The following is a 15,421-nucleotide window of genomic DNA, read 5'->3' as shown; positions in this document are numbered from 1 at the left end:
ATAGCCAAAGGTAAAGTTGCAAAACTGCTTAGACCCGCGCGCGTGCTGTGCTGCCCGCAGCGAGGGTCTGATTGTCACAGTGTAACAAAGCAGAATGCATGCCATCCTTTTCCAGGGCTCGTCATATTGTTTTGACAACCCCTACCACGCCCTTCCCCGCCCCTTGCCGGCTGCCCAGCCACCAGAATGCGGCGGCCAGTACGACGGCCGAAGCCTGTCCCAGCGCCAGTTTGAATGCGCTGTCGAACAGCAACGGTGCGACAAAACCGGACACCAGCGCAAACACCAGCATTTGCACGAAGTTTTGCAGGGACGCGGCCAGACCCCGCATCTGCGGGAAGATATCGAGCGTCGACATGGTCATGCCCGGCAAGGCCAGCGACATGCCGAACGCGTACAGCATCACGGGCACGACGGCGAACGGGATGCTGGCCGAAAACCAGTGGTTATAAGCAATATTGACCGCCCCCGTGGCCGCCATGACCAGCAAGCCCCAGCGCACCAGCACGGTGCTTTTCACCACATGGGCCAGCTTGCCCGACAGCGCCGAGCCCAGCACCAGTCCCGCCACCATGGGGATGAACATCCAGCCGAACGCCGTTTCCGGCAGGTGCAGCAGTTCCAGGATGAAATGCGGGGCCGAGGCGATGTACAGCGCAAAGCCGCCAAAGGCGAAGGCCACGGCCAGCGAACGCAGCAGGAATGCCCGGTGACGCAAGGCCAGCCAGTAATTGCGCGCGATGTTGCCTGGATGGAAAGGCTGGCGTTGCTCGACGGCTAAACTTTCCGGCAAACCTTTCAGGCAGGCCAGCGCCAGCAGCACGGTGACGGAAAAAGTAAACACGAACGTCGATTGCCAACCGTAGGCTACGTGCAGCCAGCCGCCGATGATGGGCGCGATGGCGGGCGCGATGCCGAACACCATCATGATATTGGCCAGCATCTTTTGCGCGGCCGCGCCGGCTAGACTGTCGCGCACGATGGCTTGGCCGATCACCCTGCCCGCACCGGCCGAAGCGCCCTGCATGCCGCGGAAGAACAGCAGCCAGCCAAAGCTGGGGGCGAAGGCGGCGCCGATGGAGCCGACGGCAAAGATCAGCAACGAAGCGAGAATCACGGGACGGCGGCCGAACGAGTCGGACAAGGTGCCGTAGAACAGGGTCATGAAGGCATACGCGGCCAGGTAGACGCTCAGGGTCTGCTGCACCAGCACGCTGCTGACGTCGAAATGCGTGCCGATCGCGGGAAACGACGGCAGGAAGGTATCGGTGGCGAACGGGCCCAGCATGGCCAGCCCGGCCAGCACCAGGGTCAGGTTGCGCGCCTTCATGCGCCCGCCTGCACAGCATATTGGCGGCGCAAGCCGTCGAGGGCCGCCAGCGAGAACGCGGCGACATGCTGCGCAATGCTGGCGGTGCCAGTCTCGTCATAGGTAATTTCCGGCGCCACCAGTTCATGCACGATGCGCGAACGGGAATAGAACACCACCTGGCCAATCACGCTGAACACGCATTTCTGCACCACGTCATCCGGCATGACAGGTCCCACCACGCCACGGATCAAGCCCGTAAACAGGGCGTGCTGCGGGCGCACATTGCGCTCGGCCAGCTTGTGGATGGCGGCAGTCGGCTCGATCAGCTCGCGCGCCACCAGCCGGCTGAACAAGGACGCCGGCCCCGCGCGCAACATGTCGGAGACGAGCGCTTCGATTGCCAGGCGCAACTGTTCCACGGACGGTAACTGCGCCTGCGCGCTGGCGGCGGCCACGTCAGCAGCCGAGGCGCGCGCCAGTTCGCGTGCATGGTCGAAGGCGGCCAGATACAGCTCTTCCTTGCCATGAAAATAATAATTGACCATCGCCACGTTGACGTGGGCCGCCTCGCAGATTCTGCGCACGGACGCGAGCTTGTAGCCTTCGTCGGCAAACAGCTGGAGCGCCGCCTGCAGGATGCGCGCGCGCGCCGGTTCGTTTTCTTTCTCTTCCGCCATGCCATTCCCATCATTTAAACAGCCGTTTAATATTGTGCAGAATTATATCAAACAACCGTTTAACTTTCAGATGGACGCAAAAAAGCCCGGCGTACCGGGCTTTTCAAGGGACAGCGGAAGGCTTAGTGCTTCATCGCCGGCATCGCAGTTGACGTCGAGCTGGCGCCCAGCGGACGGGCCACGGCATTGACTTCGATGGTTTCGCGGCGCTTGTCCTCGCCTTCGACGACCAGGGTCAGCGGGATCTTGTCGCCCGCCTTCACCTGCCCTTTCAGGTCCAGCAGCATCACGTGGTAGCCGCCCGGCTTCAGTTCGACGGCTTTACCGGCTGGCAAGGCGATTTCCTTGACCTGGCGCATGCGCATCATATTGTCCGTCATGCTCATTTCATGGATTTCCGCCACGCCCGCCACGGGCGAGCGCACTTCCAGCAGCCGCATGGCTTTCGGCGCCGTGATCTGCATGAAGGCGCCCGTGGCTTTTTGCTGCGGCACGGTGGCGCGCACCCACGGGTCGCTAATCTGCACGGACGTCTGTGCAGCGGCGGAGAAGGACAGCACGGTCAGGGCCGTGGCCAGCAGGGTTTTCAGATGGGTCATGATTATTCCTTTCGTGATAGTTACAAGGTGTATTTCGATTTCATCAGGGTCTTGATGTCCTGCACGCACTCATCGCCCGTCAACTGGTGCTTCAGGCCCAGGCGCATGCGCCCCTCGGTGTCGAGCACGTAGCTGATGGCCGTGTGGTCCATCGTGTACGAACTGCCGCTCGGCACGCGGCGGTAGAAGACCTTGTAGTTGAAGGCCGTCTGCGCCGTGTCCTTCGGGTCCGTGCGCAAGCCCAGGAAACTGGGGTCGAAGGCGCGCATGTATTCGCCCAGCAGCTCGGGCGTGTCGCGCTCGGGGTCGATGCTGATGAAGAGCACTTGCAGCTTGTCGGCATCGGCGCCCAGTTTCTGGCGGATTTCCAGCGCGCGCGACAGGGCTGTCGGGCACACGTCCGGGCATTGCGTGAAGCCAAAGAAGACCATCACATACTTGCCCTTGAAGTCGGCCAGGGTGTAGACCTTGCCGTCGGGGCCGCTCAACTTGAAGTCGGGCTTGTAATCGCCTCCCGTCAGGTCGAGGCCGTTGTAATGGGGTTTCGGCGCTTGTTCGCAAGCGGCAAGCGTGAGCAATCCCGCCGTGCCGGCGAGAAGGAAAAGACGACGTTTCATGGCATTCTGGCCCGATGGGCGTAGTGGAGACGGTTAAGACGTGGAAGGTATGACTGCTGCGTTCAGGCAGCCGAAGGCGGACCGCGCGGACTGGCGGCCAGCCACGCGAACGGCGCTTTGGGCGCCTGGTAAAACAATGGCGGATAGTGATCGTGGCCCGTGATGACGGCCAGCGGCGAGGATGAGGACGGCGGCAAGCCCACGCTGCCCGCATGGCTCATGCAGAACGGGCAATGTTCGATGTGGTGCAGCACGGAATCGGTGGTGGATCTGGCGGCTGGCGCCAGGTCCGCCTGCGTATAGACGGCGCCGCTGGCCGAACAGATTTCGACGGCGGCATTGTTCGCGTTCGCGTGCAACGAGGCAAACGCATACGACAGGGACGGCGACAGCGCATTGAGCAGTAGCGCCAGGCAGGCGAACCACATATGCCACTGTTTGCGTTTCAATAAAGATCCCATGGCCCCGATTATAACGGAGTCTGGCTATCCGGGCGCCTGTCCCCGCAGGAACAGGCTGGGACGCACGCCCGCCACGTCCACGCAGGCATCGCAAAATGCGGGGATCGAGGCAAAGCCGGAGCCGGCCGCCACTTGCGCCAGGTCGCGCTCGCCGTCTTCCCCATCGGCGTCCGCTTGCGCCGCCGTGTGCAGCGCGTGCGCCAGACGCTGTTCGCGTACCAGGCTGAGCAATGCCTCGCCCTCGGCAAACAGGCGCGCGCGCGCCTTGTGCGGCGTCACTTGCCACAGGGCCGCCAGGCGCGCCGCCGTCCATTTGCCTTGCGGCGTATCAAAGATGTGCTGCGCCAGCGCCTGGCTCCAGCGCTTGCCGCCGCCGTGGCCGCCATCGGCTTCATCGCCTTCCAGCGCCAAGGTGAACACGGCCGGCTTGCCCCGCCCCGGCATCACGTCGCAGGCAAAGCGCAAGAAGGCAGGCACGACGAAGCTGTCGCCGCTGGCCAGTTTCTTGGTGGCGATTTCATTATGCAAGGTGACAAAACCCTGGCGCACGGTGACGCGCAGCCGGAGCGGAAAGCGCAAGCCCAGCAAGTGCAGAGGATGATCGGAAACGAGTGCCATGCGTCAATTCAATGTCATAAGCCAGCCGCCAGCATGCCACACATCGCGCAAGCAGTCTGTCATCACAGCGACGCTACGCCATAACGGCGCAAGCCATCGAGGTCGACGACGCGGATCGATTGATAGGCGATGCTGATCAGCTTGAGTTCGGCCAGATGGCCCAGCGCCTGGTTCACGCGCTGGCGCGAAATGCCGGTCAGCAAGCCGATTTCTTCCTGCGACAGCTCAAGCACGCGGGAAGTGCGCGGATATAACATGGGGTGGAACAGCTGCGCGATCGCTTGCGCCACCTGCGCGTCGACGGCCAGCAGGCGCTGGTTCTGGATGGTGGCGATGAATTGCCCCATGCGCTCGTTCAGCTGGCGGATGACGAAGGCATTGAAGGAAAGGCTCTCGGCCAGCAGCAGATGAAACAGGTCCACAGGCACGAGGATGATGCTCGATGCGCGCACGGCCACCACGTCGTAGCGGCGCAATTCGCGCTTGAGCACGCTGCCCTCGCCGCTCCAGCCGCCGGCCGGCACGCCGGAGAACGTGGCGCCGCGCCCATCGGCGTTGTAGACGGCCAGCTTGATCAAGCCCGTGTGCACGCCGATCCAGTGCGCCGACGGTTCGCCGCGCCGCGTGATGAAGGCGCCCGCCTCGAAATGCCGAAGCACGCTGCCTGCGCGCAACAGAGTCTGATGCCGCGCATCGAGGGCCGCGAACCAGTCGTGGCTGTCGAGTTCCAGCATTGCAAGGTCTACACTATCGTTGCTATCCATTCCATCCTTCAGACCTGTCACTAAGATGACAGTGATTTTCCAGCGCCGGTGCTATGCTAACCGGTATCAATCCCGAAACAGGGAGCTACAGAATTTTATTTAACAGGAGACAAGCATGACTGCTGATTTCAACACCGGCCTCGGCAAAAACAGCGCCAACTACGCCGCCCTCACCCCGCTCGACTATATCGCCAGGGCAGCCGCAGTATATGGCAATCGCCTGGCAATTGCACATGGCAGCCTGCGCCAGACGTGGCGCGAGACCTATGCGCGCACGCGCCGCCTGGCCTCCGGCTTGATCAAGCTGGGCGTGGGCACGGGCGATACGGTGGCCGTGATGCTGCCGAACACGCCCGCCATGGTGGAAGCGAGCTTTGGCGTTCCCATGGCCGGCGCCGTCCTCAATGCGCTCAATATCCGCCTCGACCTGGCCTCCTTGACCTTCATGCTGCGCCACGGCCAGGCGAAAGTCTTGCTGGCCGATACGGAATTTGCCGAACTGGCGCGCCAGATGGCGGCGCAGATTCCCGGCTTGCGCGTGATCCAGGTCAACGACGTGCTGGGACCGGAAGTGGATGCGTTTTCCGACCTCGACTACGAAGCCTTGCTGGCCAGCGGCAACCCCGATTACGACTGGCAGCCGCCGGCGGACGAGTGGGACGCCATCGCATTGAACTACACGTCCGGCACCACGGGCGACCCGAAAGGCGTCGTCTACCACCACCGCGGCGCGGCCTTGAATGCCCTGTCGAACATATTAGAGTGGGACATGCCCAAGCATGCCGTGTATTTATGGACCTTGCCGATGTTCCACTGCAACGGCTGGTGCTTCCCGTGGACCGTGGCCGCCCGCGCGGGCGTCAACGTGTGCCTGCGCAAGTTCGAACCGAAGCTCGTGTTCGACCTGATGCGCGAATTGCGCATCACCCACTATTGCGCGGCGCCCATCGTGCATGCGGCGCTGGCCAACGCGCCCGCCAACTGGCGCGAGGGAATCGACTGGACCGTGCGCGGCATGGTGGCCGGCGCGCCGCCGCCGGCGGCCATGGTGGCGAAGATCGAAGCCATGGGTTTTGATTTGATCCACTCGTATGGCTTGACGGAAGTCTACGGCCCCGCCGCCATCTGCGCCGAGCAGGACGAGTGGGCGGCCTTGAGCCAGGAAGAGCGGGCCGTATTGAAATCGCGCCAGGGCGTGCGCTACCACTTGCAAAGCGCCGTGGCCGTGCTGGACCCGGAAACCATGGAACCGGTGGCGGCCGATGGCGAACAGATCGGCGAGATCATGTTCCGTGGCAACATCTGCATGAAGGGTTATTTAAAGAATGAAAAGGCGACGCAGGAAGCGTTCGCGGGCGGCTGGTTCCACACGGGCGACCTCGGCGTGATGTATCCGGACGGCTACATCAAGCTGAAGGACCGCAGCAAGGACATCATCATCTCGGGCGGCGAAAACATTTCCAGCGTGGAAGTGGAAGATGCGCTGTACCATCACCCGCAAGTGCTGGCCGCCGCCGTCATCGCCCAGCCCGACGAGAAATGGGGCGAAACGCCGTGCGCCTTCGTCGAACTGCGCGAAGGGGCGACGGTGACGGAAGCGGAATTGATCGCCTTCTGCAAGAACAACCTGGCGGGCTTCAAGGTGCCGAAAGCCATTTATTTCGGCCCCCTGCCCCGTACGTCGACGGGCAAGATCCAGAAGTTCGAATTGCGCAAGCGCATGCATTCGGACAAGGCCATCGACGTCTAGACGCTTAATTGTCCTTGCCAGCCAGCCACGCCGGCTGCGCCACCACCAGGCGCGAAAAGCTGGCGATGCTGGCCACGGCGGCGAACCCTGCCGCCAGGCACAGCGCGTACGTCGTGCCCCGGCTGGCGGAAACAGTAAAACAATACGCAACCAGCGCCGCGCCCGTCGCTTGCCCGATCAGGCGCGAGGTGGCCACCACGCCGCTGGCGCCGCCGGCCCGCTCGGGCGGCGCGCTGCCCATGATGGCTTTCAGATTGGGCGCCTGGAAAAAGCCGAAACCGATGCCGCACAAGGCCATGCGCCAGCCGATGTCGAACGCACTCGGATGCGCCGGTATCCACACCAGTGTCAGCAAGCCGCCCGCCAGCGCCGCCAGGCCGATGCCGCCCAGCACCCCCGGCGAATAGCGGTCGCTCAGGCGCCCGGCCAAAGGCGCCATCACGGCCACCAGCACGGCCCACGGCGTCATCAAAAATCCCGTTTCCACGGGAGAGCGGCCCAGGGTGACTTCAAAATAGAATGGCAGCGAGACGAACGCCAGCCCCTGCGCGGCAAACGTGCAGATGGCCGTCAGCGACGACAGCAAGAACAGGGGGCGGCGGAACAGGTCGATCGGCAGCATCGGTGCCGCATGCCCGGCCTGGCGGCGCAGCAGCAACATAAAAAAGACCACCACGGCCACCAGTTCCGGCAGCAAGGTCGACAGGTCCGCGTGATGGGCCGCGTCGCCGAACAGCAAGATGAGCAAGCCGAAGGCGCCCACGTTGTACAGCGCCGTGCGCGCATCGAGCGTGTGGCCAGACAGTTTTGTCGCCGGCAACATGCGGCTGGCCAGGAAAAAACCGGCCACGCCCAGCGGCACGTTGATGGCGAACAGCCATGGCCACGACGCCGTCGCCAGGATCAGCGAAGCGGCCGTGGGCCCGATGGCGAACGCGACGGCCACCACCAGCGCATTGTTGCCGAACGCGCGGCCCAGCAAATGCTTGGGGTACAGGGCGCGCAGCAGCGCCGTGTTGACGCTCATCATGGCGCTGGCGCCGACGCCCTGGAACAGGCGCGCCACCACCAGCGACGGCAAGGACCAGGCCAGCGCGCAGGCGAGCGACGCCAAGGTAAACAGGAACATGCCGGAGATAAACACGCGGCGGTAGCCAGCGATTTCGCCGAGGGCGGAAAACGGCAGCAAGGTCGCCACCATGGCCAGCTGGTACACATTCACGATCCAGACGGAGGCGGCCGGTGTCGTGTGCAGCTCGCTGGCGATGGCCGGCAAGGCCGTGTTGGCGATCGCCGTGTCGAGCGAGGCCATGCCCACGCCGATGGCCAGCGCCAGCATGGCCCATAAACGGGCGCCGGGCGGCAAGCCGTCCTCGCCCACGAGGAAAGGCTGCGCCTTGTTTTTCTGCTTCATCATGTTGCCTGTTCGTCTAGCCCGTCCGGGGCGGCATACGGTGCCGCAGGCAAGACACTAGCATGGATGGACGGACTCTGCCGGGCAGGCCCGCCGATTTCACCCAACATCACTTCTGGCAGTCGATCACTTTAAAATCTTTCGAATAACAGATGCGCAACTCGCCCGAGTGCTTTTCATAGCCGAGCCAGCGGCCTTTCAACTGCGGGTTGTGCTGCTTCATCCACTGGAACAGCGCGTTTTTCGGCATGGTGGAATCCGGCAACTTCAAGGCCTGGAACAGTTCGCGTTCCTTCTCGAAATACTGCTTGGCCGTATCGAAATCGCAGGCGCCATGCTTTTCCCATTCACCCTGCAGCAAGGCTTCGCCGGGCTGCATGCACATGTACGGCAGGATGTCCGACGGCGCCAGCTTCGGCAAATTGCCCTTGCAATAACGCGGATGCATCTCCGTCTTGCGCGGCGGCGTCACGGAAATGTCTTCGCACGTGCCCGGGTTATTCGACTGTGCCCACAAGCCATGCACGATCCAGCCGAAGTGGTTGCTCTCGGCGCACTGGAAGGCGGCCTTCTTCGACACTTCGCCGCGGCGGCGCTGGCTGTCGCAGAAGCCTGGCGACCACGACAGCGCCAGCATGAAGTAATCGGTGGGCACGTTCGTGCTTTGCTTGTAGCAGGTGTTTTTCTCGTCCGACGGCTTGACGTCGTAGTCGTAATAACTGACGTTGCGGGGAATGGCGCACGTGGCGTCGGCTGAGTACGCGGCACCGGCGGACAGGCTGAGGAAAACGGCGGCCAAGGCAGGCAGGATAGAGCGAATTTTCATCGTATTTCCTTCAAGATATAAAAACGCCGGCAACTGGGTGCCGGCGCAGTAGTGAAATTACACCATCAACTTAGCAGACGGTATGCATCCAGCCGTGCGTATCCGGTGCCGTGCCATGCTGCAAGCCCAGCAGCGCTTCGCGCAGGGCCAGGGTGACGGCGCCGTTTTCATTGTTGTTGATGGTCATTTCAAAGCCATTGGCCTTGGCCACGCCCACGGGCGTGATGACGGCGGCCGTGCCGCAGGCGAACACTTCGGTCATGCGGCCCGAGGCGATGTCGTCGCGCCATTGCTGGACGGACAATTTACGCTCTTCCGTCGCATAGCCGAGGTCTTTCGCCATTTCCAGCAGGCTGCGGCGGGTGATGCCTGGCAACAAGGTGCCCGTCAATTCCGGCGTCACGACGGTGACTTTCTCGCCATCCTTGTAGACGAAGAACAGATTCATGCCGCCCATTTCCTCGATGAACTCGCGGTGCACGGCGTCGAGCCACACGACCTGGTCGCAGCCCTTTTCTTGCGCTTGCGACTGGGCCATCAGGCTGGCCGCGTAATTGCCCGCGCACTTGGCTTCGCCCGTGCCGCCCGGCGCGGCGCGCACGAAGTCTTCGCTGATCCACACGGTGACGGGTTTCACGCCTTTCGGGAAGTAGGCGCCGGCCGGCGAGGCGAACAGCACGAACAGGTATTCTTCCGATGGACGCACGCCCAGGTAGGGGTCGGTGGCGATCATCAGCGGACGCATGTACAGGCTCTCGCCCGTGTTCTTCGGCACCCAGTTACGGTCTTGCGCGATCAGCGCATCGCCCGCTTCCAGGAACAGCTCGACGGGAATGGCCGGCATGGCCAGGCGCGCGGCGCTGCGGTTGAAGCGCTCGGCATTTTGTTCCGGGCGGAAAGTCTTGATGCTGCCATCGGGCTGGGCAAACGCTTTATAACCTTCGAAGATGGCCTGGCCGTAGTGCAGCGACGAGGCGGACGGGTCCAGCGTCAAAGGGCCGTAGGCCTTCAGTTCGCCCTGCTGCCACTTGCCGTCGCGGTAAGGAATCACCACCATGTGGTCCGTGAAGATGCGGCCAAACGCCGGGTTGACCATGCGCGCGGCGCGCTCGGCGTCGGACAGGGGGTGGGCGGACGGGGTGACGACGAGATTCGGTGTGGAAGTGGTCATGGCAGCAATGGGAACTAGTGAACAGTATCCCTATTGTAGCGCCTCCAGCGCCCGATCAGGCAAACGAGAATGGCCACCACCCCGCGAAAACAGGGAGTCATCATTTGCGAATGATTCTCGTTTGCGTTACTATGTCAATCCTCCTTCTTCCCCGCCATGCCTGATGCCCCGCATGGCGGCGCTATCGAAAGCCGCTTCATGACGACCTACTCCCTTCCACACCCCCTGCCGCGCGCCGGCGCCGATGAGGCGACGCAGACTCGTCAGCTTGCCGTCCCGCAACAACGGCGCTGGCACTGGAACTGGAAGCAGGTGTGGTTTCAATTGCACTGGTTCATCGGCATCACGGCCGGCACGGTGCTGGTGATCATCGGACTGAGCGGCGCCACCCTGGCCTTCAAGGATGAATTGCTCGACGTTATTAACCCCGGCGTGCGCCATGTCCCCGTGGAAACGCGCGCCCCGCTGACGCCGGCCCAGCTGAGCAGCATTGCCGCAGCCGAACACGGCCAGCGCGTGGCCTCGGTCACCATGTATGCGCAGGCGGGCGCGGCGCCCCGCCTGTTTTTCGCGCCGAAGCATGGCCAGCGGCGCGGCGAGTCCGTTTATCTGCACCCGTACACGGGCGCGACCCAGCCGGCGCTGGCGGGCGCCGCATTTTTCGAATGGACGGAATCGCTGCACCGCTGGCTGCTGCTGCCGCGCGACCCGGGCCGGCAAGTGGCGGGCGCGCTGGCCCTGTGCCTGCTGGGCCTGGCACTGTCCGGCCTGTACCTGCGCTGGCCCCGCCGTCCGCTGGACTGGCGCACCTGGCTGACCTTCGATCCGGCATTAAAAGGCCGCTCCTTTTTGTGGAATCTGCACGCCGTGGCCGGCACCTGGTGCCTGGTCGTCTATGTGGCGCTGACCCTGACGGGCATCTACTGGAGCTATGACGTGGTGCGCGACAATATCGACGCCTGGGCCGGCAAGCCGCCCCGGACGGCGCAGGCGCCCGGCAAGAAAGGGGCGCGGCAGGAGCCATCGCCTGTCGCCGACATCGGCCTGGCCTGGAGCGTTTTCCAGCAGCACGCCCCCGGCTGGACCCTGGCTACGGTGCGTCTGCCCGTGCGCCCCGGCGAAGCCGTGCAATTCACGTGGCTGGCCGGCGATGCGCCGCACGAACGGGCGCGCAGCCGCATGAGCATTGCGCCGGCCGACGGCACGCTCACGGAAAACGAACCGTACAGCCAGCAGGCGCTGGGGCAGCGCCTCGTCAACATCATTTATCCGCTGCACATGGGCACGTATTTTGGCTTGCCCGGCCGCATCATCGTCACCCTGGCCAGCCTGGGCCTGCCCCTGTTCGCCATCACGGGCTGGATGCTGTACCTGGGCCGCCGCAAGGCCAAGCGGGCTGTGCAAGCGCAGCGCGCTCTGCTGGGCGCCGGCGCACCGGGCAAGACGGACACAGGTTTACCGACCCTGGTGGCCTACGCCAGCCAGTCGGGACAGGCCGAGCGCCTGGCCCTGGAAAGCGCGCGCGCCCTGCAGCAAGCGGGCGTGGCCGTCGACGTGCAGTCGCTGGACCGTTTCGATCCCGCGCAATTGCGCCAGTACGAACGGGCCCTGATCGTCGCCAGCACCTTTGGCGAAGGCGAGGCGCCGGACGGCACGCGCCGCTTCGCGCGCCTGCTGCAACAAACGGCGGGCACGCCGCTGGCCGGCCTGGAATTCGGCATGCTGGCCCTGGGAGACCGCCATTACGGCGCCTTCTGCGGCTTTGGCCATGCGCTGGCGCAACAATTGCAAGCACTGGGCGCCACGCCCATGTTCCCGCTGATCGAAGTGGACAAGCATGACCCCGCCGCCCTGGCCGCCTGGTCGCAAGCGCTGGCCCGCTGCAGCGGCAGCGCCATCGACGCCATCGGCGTACAGGAAGAAGCGTCGTACGCCGAATGGCGCCTGACGCGCCGCGTGCTGCTGAACCCGGGCAGCCTGGGCGGCGAACTGCATGAAATCACCTTGACGGGCCCCGCCGATGCTGCCTGGGAAGCGGGCGCGCTGGCGGAAATCATCGCCTGCAACGCGGATGGCAGCGAGGGCGACGCGCAAAGTGCCCAGCATGCGCCGCGCAGCTATTCGCTCGCTTCGCTGCCATCCGATGGCGAACTGCAATTGCTGGTGCGCCAGGAGCGCCACGCGGGCGGCACAAACGACGGGTACGGTCTCTGTTCCGGCTGGCTCACGCGCTTCGCCCCGCTGGGCGCCGGCATCCGTTTGCGCCTGCAAGCCAATCCCGCCTTCGCGCCCGCCCTGGTCGACGTGCCCTGCATTTATATCGGCAATGGTTCCGGCCTGGCCGGCCTGCGGGCACACCTGCGCGCGCGCCAGCGGGCGGGGCTGGCCCGCAACTGGCTGCTGTTCGGCGAGCGCCAGCAAGCTGTTGACAGCGTCTGCGGCGCAGAGTTGCAAGGCTGGCTGGACGCTGGCCACCTGGCGCGCCTGGACCGTGTCTTTTCGCGCGACGGCAACGAAGGCGGCAAACGCGAATACGTGCAGGACCGCCTGCGCGCCAACGTCGGCGAGCTGCGCGATTGGCTGGCGCAAGGCGCCATCGTCTACGTGTGCGGCAGCCTGCAAGGCATGGCGGCGGGAATCGATGCTGTACTGCAAGAAGTGCTGGGACAGGACGGTCTCGACGCCCTGCTGGCGGCCGGGCGCTACCGCCGCGACGTGTATTGATCTGCCTCAGCACATTGCCAGCGCCGCCCGGCTATGTGGGCCGCCGCACGGTCAGCGCCGGCCATCGGACTACAGTAGCGGCATGGCGGCATATCCGCGCCGCCCCCACCCACTGTTTGCGAGGCTAGCCATGAAGAACCCCTGGATGAGCATGTACCTGAGCGCCGCCAACCGCATCGCCAACACGGCGCGCGGCCACGCCACGGCCGCCGTCAAGCGCGAAGCGGCGAAAAATACGCGGCAATTGACGCAAGTGTGGTTCGACTCTTTCCTGCCCGCCGCAGGCAAGCCGCGGCGCAGCCGCAAGGCCAAATAAGAGGCGTCACTGGTGCAGTGCATCACAGCAACTAGTTGAAGTTTCAATCAGATGAACTAAACTGCAAGCATGGTAGTACATAGGACGTGACCGGCAGGCGCCGCATCCCCGCGCCGCCGCCGGGACACCGGGAGACGACCATGTTGACGCTCAAAGTGCTGCTCTGCCTTGCCTTGTCGGCCCTGATGCTCGTGCCCCTCGTGCTGAGGGATGCGATGCAGACGTCGGCCGGACAGCAGTTGCAGGTGCCGAATGTCGATGCGCAAGCTCTGTGGGCCCGCTGGCCTCGGCAATAAGACGCGCGGCTGAGAAAACGTCGCTGGCTGCGTTGCTTTGACTTGCCGTACTAGCGTACTGTCTGCGTCAAAGACGCCTTGCCAGCGGCGTTTTTCAGCGGCGCTCGGTAACACGGCGCATCGTTAAGACCGCTTTATTGCGAGTGGGGAATTGTTCCCTTCGTCCATTTGTCTTTGTCTTGCTTTCCTCTTCCCCTCTTCACCATACTTTTGATCCAGATCATGGATTTCGCCCTTCGCTGCGTCCACACTGGAACAGTCCGCTTCGCGCCGCGACGGACTTCACCGGGGGCATCGGCATGGGTAAATCGCATTGGAAAGATGAGATGGCGCTGGGCGTTCCCGCCATCGACGAGGCGCATGAGGCGCTGTTTCAGGAGCTGGCACGGCTGGGGCATTTAAGCGACCAGCATTTCAGCGTGGCGTTTCGCGAGCTGATTGCGGCCGTCGAACGCGATTTCCGCGAGGAAGAAGATTTGATGGAGCAAATCGGCTTTCCCTCGCTGGCCAACCACCGCGAACAGCATGCCCGCGTGCTCAGCGGCTTGCACCATGCCTGGGCCGCCGTCGATGAAGGCGACCTGGAACAGGGCCGCCATGCGCTGTCGCTGTTGCCGCAGTGGCTGATCTTCCACCAGGCCACCATGGACCTGGCCCTGGCGGCGGCGCTGGAACTGGTGCAGCGCCAGCCTAACTAGCAGTTCATTACAGCAACAGCACCGTCGCCTGCTCGGGCATGACCACGCGGTAGTGTCCCGGGTATTTGTCTTCGCCGTCGAAAATCTTGCAAAACACGGGCTGGTTGATGTCGTTGACGGCCGCCTCGTTCATGGGCAGCGTTGCGATCAGCTGTTCTCCATCCATCAATTGCAAGGCGCTGCCCCGCTCGGCCGCGCAAAAGGCCAGCGATTGCACGTCGCTGGCGAACGGCCGCTTGTACCACGGCGTGATGGCCCGCACGGCGCGCCGGGCGTCGCGCAAGACCTGCCCCACGCGCGTGACGTTCCACGCATCGCGCGCCACGGACGGCTGCAGCACGATATTGGCCGTCAGCTCGCCCCTGCCCTTGTTCACCAAAAACGTGCCGTCCTGCGCGGCAATATCATCGTTGAGCGGCACGACAAACACGCCGCCGGCCGACACCTTGATCGGCATGGGGGCGCCATTGCCTTGCAAGGCCACGCGCACATCGTCGATGGTGGCGCTCAGCTTGGCAGGAATCAGGCGCAGGGCCATGACCACGCTGCCGCTCGACACTTGCCACACTTTCCTGGCCGTCAGATAACTTTCACGGTATGCCGTGAACCGCACGTGCGGCGCCTTGGCATCGCTGGTGGCCGTGATCGTCACCGTTTGCGGTGGCAAGGCTTCCTCTGCTGGCGCCGTTGCCTTGGGTGCTGATGCCGCGGATGTGGCCGGCGCAAGCGGTGGCGCAACGGCATCGGCGGCGGGCGGCACGCTGGCGCTCTGCAGCGGCGCGGGAGCAGCCGGCGGCGGCGCGTGTTCCTGGGCCTGACCCAGCGAAACGACACACAACCATCCGGCACAAGCGATCCATGTACGCATGCATTTCTTTCATTAAGGAAAATATTTGTCAGCGCCTGCATTATCGCAGAAGGCAAGCCGATGCGCCGCCCCGGGTCTGCCTGCACTCCCGCCTGCACTCCTTTGGTGCACACGCTTGATTATTTGGCAAATATCACCTATATTGATAATGATTCTTATTCACAAAAGTGACAGAAATCGCGCGCCTTTCTTTTCCACTGCCCGTCCGCGCCGGGCCTTGCGGTGGAACTGCTATCCAAGCCAGACCACGGGCCAGCGTTACGCCATCCCCCAGCTACTGCGCAGCTCGCCAGACGAGATAGGAACACTC

Annotated in this window: 16 protein-coding genes; 5 read left to right on the top strand and 11 right to left on the bottom strand. The window is 63.8% G+C overall.

Annotated elements, in window-relative coordinates:
• Positions 1–121: 121 nt before the first annotated feature.
• The 7 genes from D9M09_RS09580 to D9M09_RS09550 all read right to left on the bottom strand — a co-directional run bounded on the left by D9M09_RS09580 (position 122) and on the right by D9M09_RS09550 (position 5,048).
• Positions 122–1,330, bottom strand: a complete 1,209-nt coding sequence (locus D9M09_RS09580) for a multidrug effflux MFS transporter (RefSeq protein ID WP_121669151.1) — start codon at positions 1,328–1,330, stop codon at positions 122–124.
• The gene (locus D9M09_RS09575; protein ID WP_121669150.1) at positions 1,327–1,989 is read right to left on the bottom strand and encodes a CerR family C-terminal domain-containing protein; all 663 of its coding nucleotides are present in this window, start codon (positions 1,987–1,989) and stop codon (positions 1,327–1,329) included. The genes D9M09_RS09580 and D9M09_RS09575 overlap by 4 nt, the downstream gene beginning before the upstream one ends.
• A 122-nt stretch (positions 1,990–2,111) precedes the next feature.
• Positions 2,112–2,588, bottom strand: a complete 477-nt coding sequence (locus D9M09_RS09570) for a copper chaperone PCu(A)C (RefSeq protein WP_205602345.1) — start codon at positions 2,586–2,588, stop codon at positions 2,112–2,114.
• A 20-nt stretch (positions 2,589–2,608) separates the two neighbouring features.
• Positions 2,609–3,205 carry an SCO family protein gene (locus D9M09_RS09565; protein WP_121669149.1) on the bottom strand — a complete coding sequence of 199 codons (597 nt, stop codon included), beginning with the start codon at positions 3,203–3,205 and terminating at the stop codon, positions 2,609–2,611.
• 62 nt (positions 3,206–3,267) lie between these two features.
• Positions 3,268–3,654: a DUF2946 family protein gene (locus tag D9M09_RS09560; protein WP_162995621.1), complete on the bottom strand. Its 387-nt coding sequence runs from the start codon at positions 3,652–3,654 to the stop codon at positions 3,268–3,270.
• A gap of 36 nt (positions 3,655–3,690) precedes the next feature.
• Positions 3,691–4,284: an AraC family transcriptional regulator gene (locus D9M09_RS29600; protein WP_240453597.1), complete on the bottom strand. Its 594-nt coding sequence runs from the start codon at positions 4,282–4,284 to the stop codon at positions 3,691–3,693.
• 62 nt (positions 4,285–4,346) lie between these two features.
• Entirely contained in the window at positions 4,347–5,048 is a 702-nt protein-coding gene (locus D9M09_RS09550) for a Crp/Fnr family transcriptional regulator (RefSeq protein ID WP_070222062.1), read from the bottom strand.
• A 115-nt stretch (positions 5,049–5,163) separates the two neighbouring features.
• Here D9M09_RS09550 and D9M09_RS09545 point away from each other — a divergent pair, with 115 nt between their 5' ends.
• Positions 5,164–6,798 (top strand): acyl-CoA synthetase, encoded by a 1,635-nt coding sequence (locus D9M09_RS09545; RefSeq protein ID WP_121669147.1) that lies wholly within the window; start codon positions 5,164–5,166, stop codon positions 6,796–6,798.
• A 4-nt stretch (positions 6,799–6,802) separates the two neighbouring features.
• Here D9M09_RS09545 and D9M09_RS09540 read toward each other — a convergent pair whose 3' ends face one another.
• The 3 genes from D9M09_RS09540 to D9M09_RS09530 form a co-directional block, all read right to left on the bottom strand.
• The gene (locus D9M09_RS09540) at positions 6,803–8,215 is read right to left on the bottom strand and encodes an MFS transporter (RefSeq protein ID WP_121669146.1); all 1,413 of its coding nucleotides are present in this window, start codon (positions 8,213–8,215) and stop codon (positions 6,803–6,805) included.
• A gap of 106 nt (positions 8,216–8,321) precedes the next feature.
• The gene (locus D9M09_RS09535) at positions 8,322–9,038 is read right to left on the bottom strand and encodes a ribonuclease T2 family protein (protein WP_121669145.1); all 717 of its coding nucleotides are present in this window, start codon (positions 9,036–9,038) and stop codon (positions 8,322–8,324) included.
• A gap of 70 nt (positions 9,039–9,108) precedes the next feature.
• Positions 9,109–10,209 carry a branched-chain amino acid aminotransferase gene (locus D9M09_RS09530; RefSeq protein ID WP_121669144.1) on the bottom strand — a complete coding sequence of 367 codons (1,101 nt, stop codon included), beginning with the start codon at positions 10,207–10,209 and terminating at the stop codon, positions 9,109–9,111.
• Positions 10,210–10,407: 198 nt separating this feature from the next.
• On the opposite strand from D9M09_RS09530, the gene D9M09_RS09525 reads away from it, so the two are divergent.
• From D9M09_RS09525 to D9M09_RS09515, 4 genes are all read left to right on the top strand, one after another.
• A complete protein-coding gene (locus D9M09_RS09525) occupies positions 10,408–12,933 on the top strand; it encodes a PepSY domain-containing protein (RefSeq protein ID WP_121671025.1) in 2,526 nt (841 codons plus the stop codon).
• A gap of 130 nt (positions 12,934–13,063) precedes the next feature.
• Positions 13,064–13,249, top strand: a complete 186-nt coding sequence (locus tag D9M09_RS09520) for a hypothetical protein (protein ID WP_070222074.1) — start codon at positions 13,064–13,066, stop codon at positions 13,247–13,249.
• Positions 13,250–13,389: 140 nt separating this feature from the next.
• Positions 13,390–13,545 carry a hypothetical protein gene (locus D9M09_RS28870; protein WP_162995620.1) on the top strand — a complete coding sequence of 52 codons (156 nt, stop codon included), beginning with the start codon at positions 13,390–13,392 and terminating at the stop codon, positions 13,543–13,545.
• A gap of 299 nt (positions 13,546–13,844) precedes the next feature.
• Positions 13,845–14,243 carry a bacteriohemerythrin gene (locus D9M09_RS09515; protein WP_121669143.1) on the top strand — a complete coding sequence of 133 codons (399 nt, stop codon included), beginning with the start codon at positions 13,845–13,847 and terminating at the stop codon, positions 14,241–14,243.
• Between the two features lie 7 nt (positions 14,244–14,250).
• Here the strand turns inward: D9M09_RS09515 and D9M09_RS09510 are convergent, their stop codons facing one another.
• The gene (locus D9M09_RS09510; RefSeq protein WP_162995619.1) at positions 14,251–15,111 is read right to left on the bottom strand and encodes a hypothetical protein; all 861 of its coding nucleotides are present in this window, start codon (positions 15,109–15,111) and stop codon (positions 14,251–14,253) included.
• Between the last annotated feature and the right edge of the window lie 310 nt (positions 15,112–15,421).

This window comes from Janthinobacterium agaricidamnosum, from assembly GCF_003667705.1.
Classification (GTDB): Bacteria; Pseudomonadota; Gammaproteobacteria; order Burkholderiales; family Burkholderiaceae_D; genus Janthinobacterium.
This window is presented reverse-complemented; position numbering and strand designations above follow the sequence as displayed.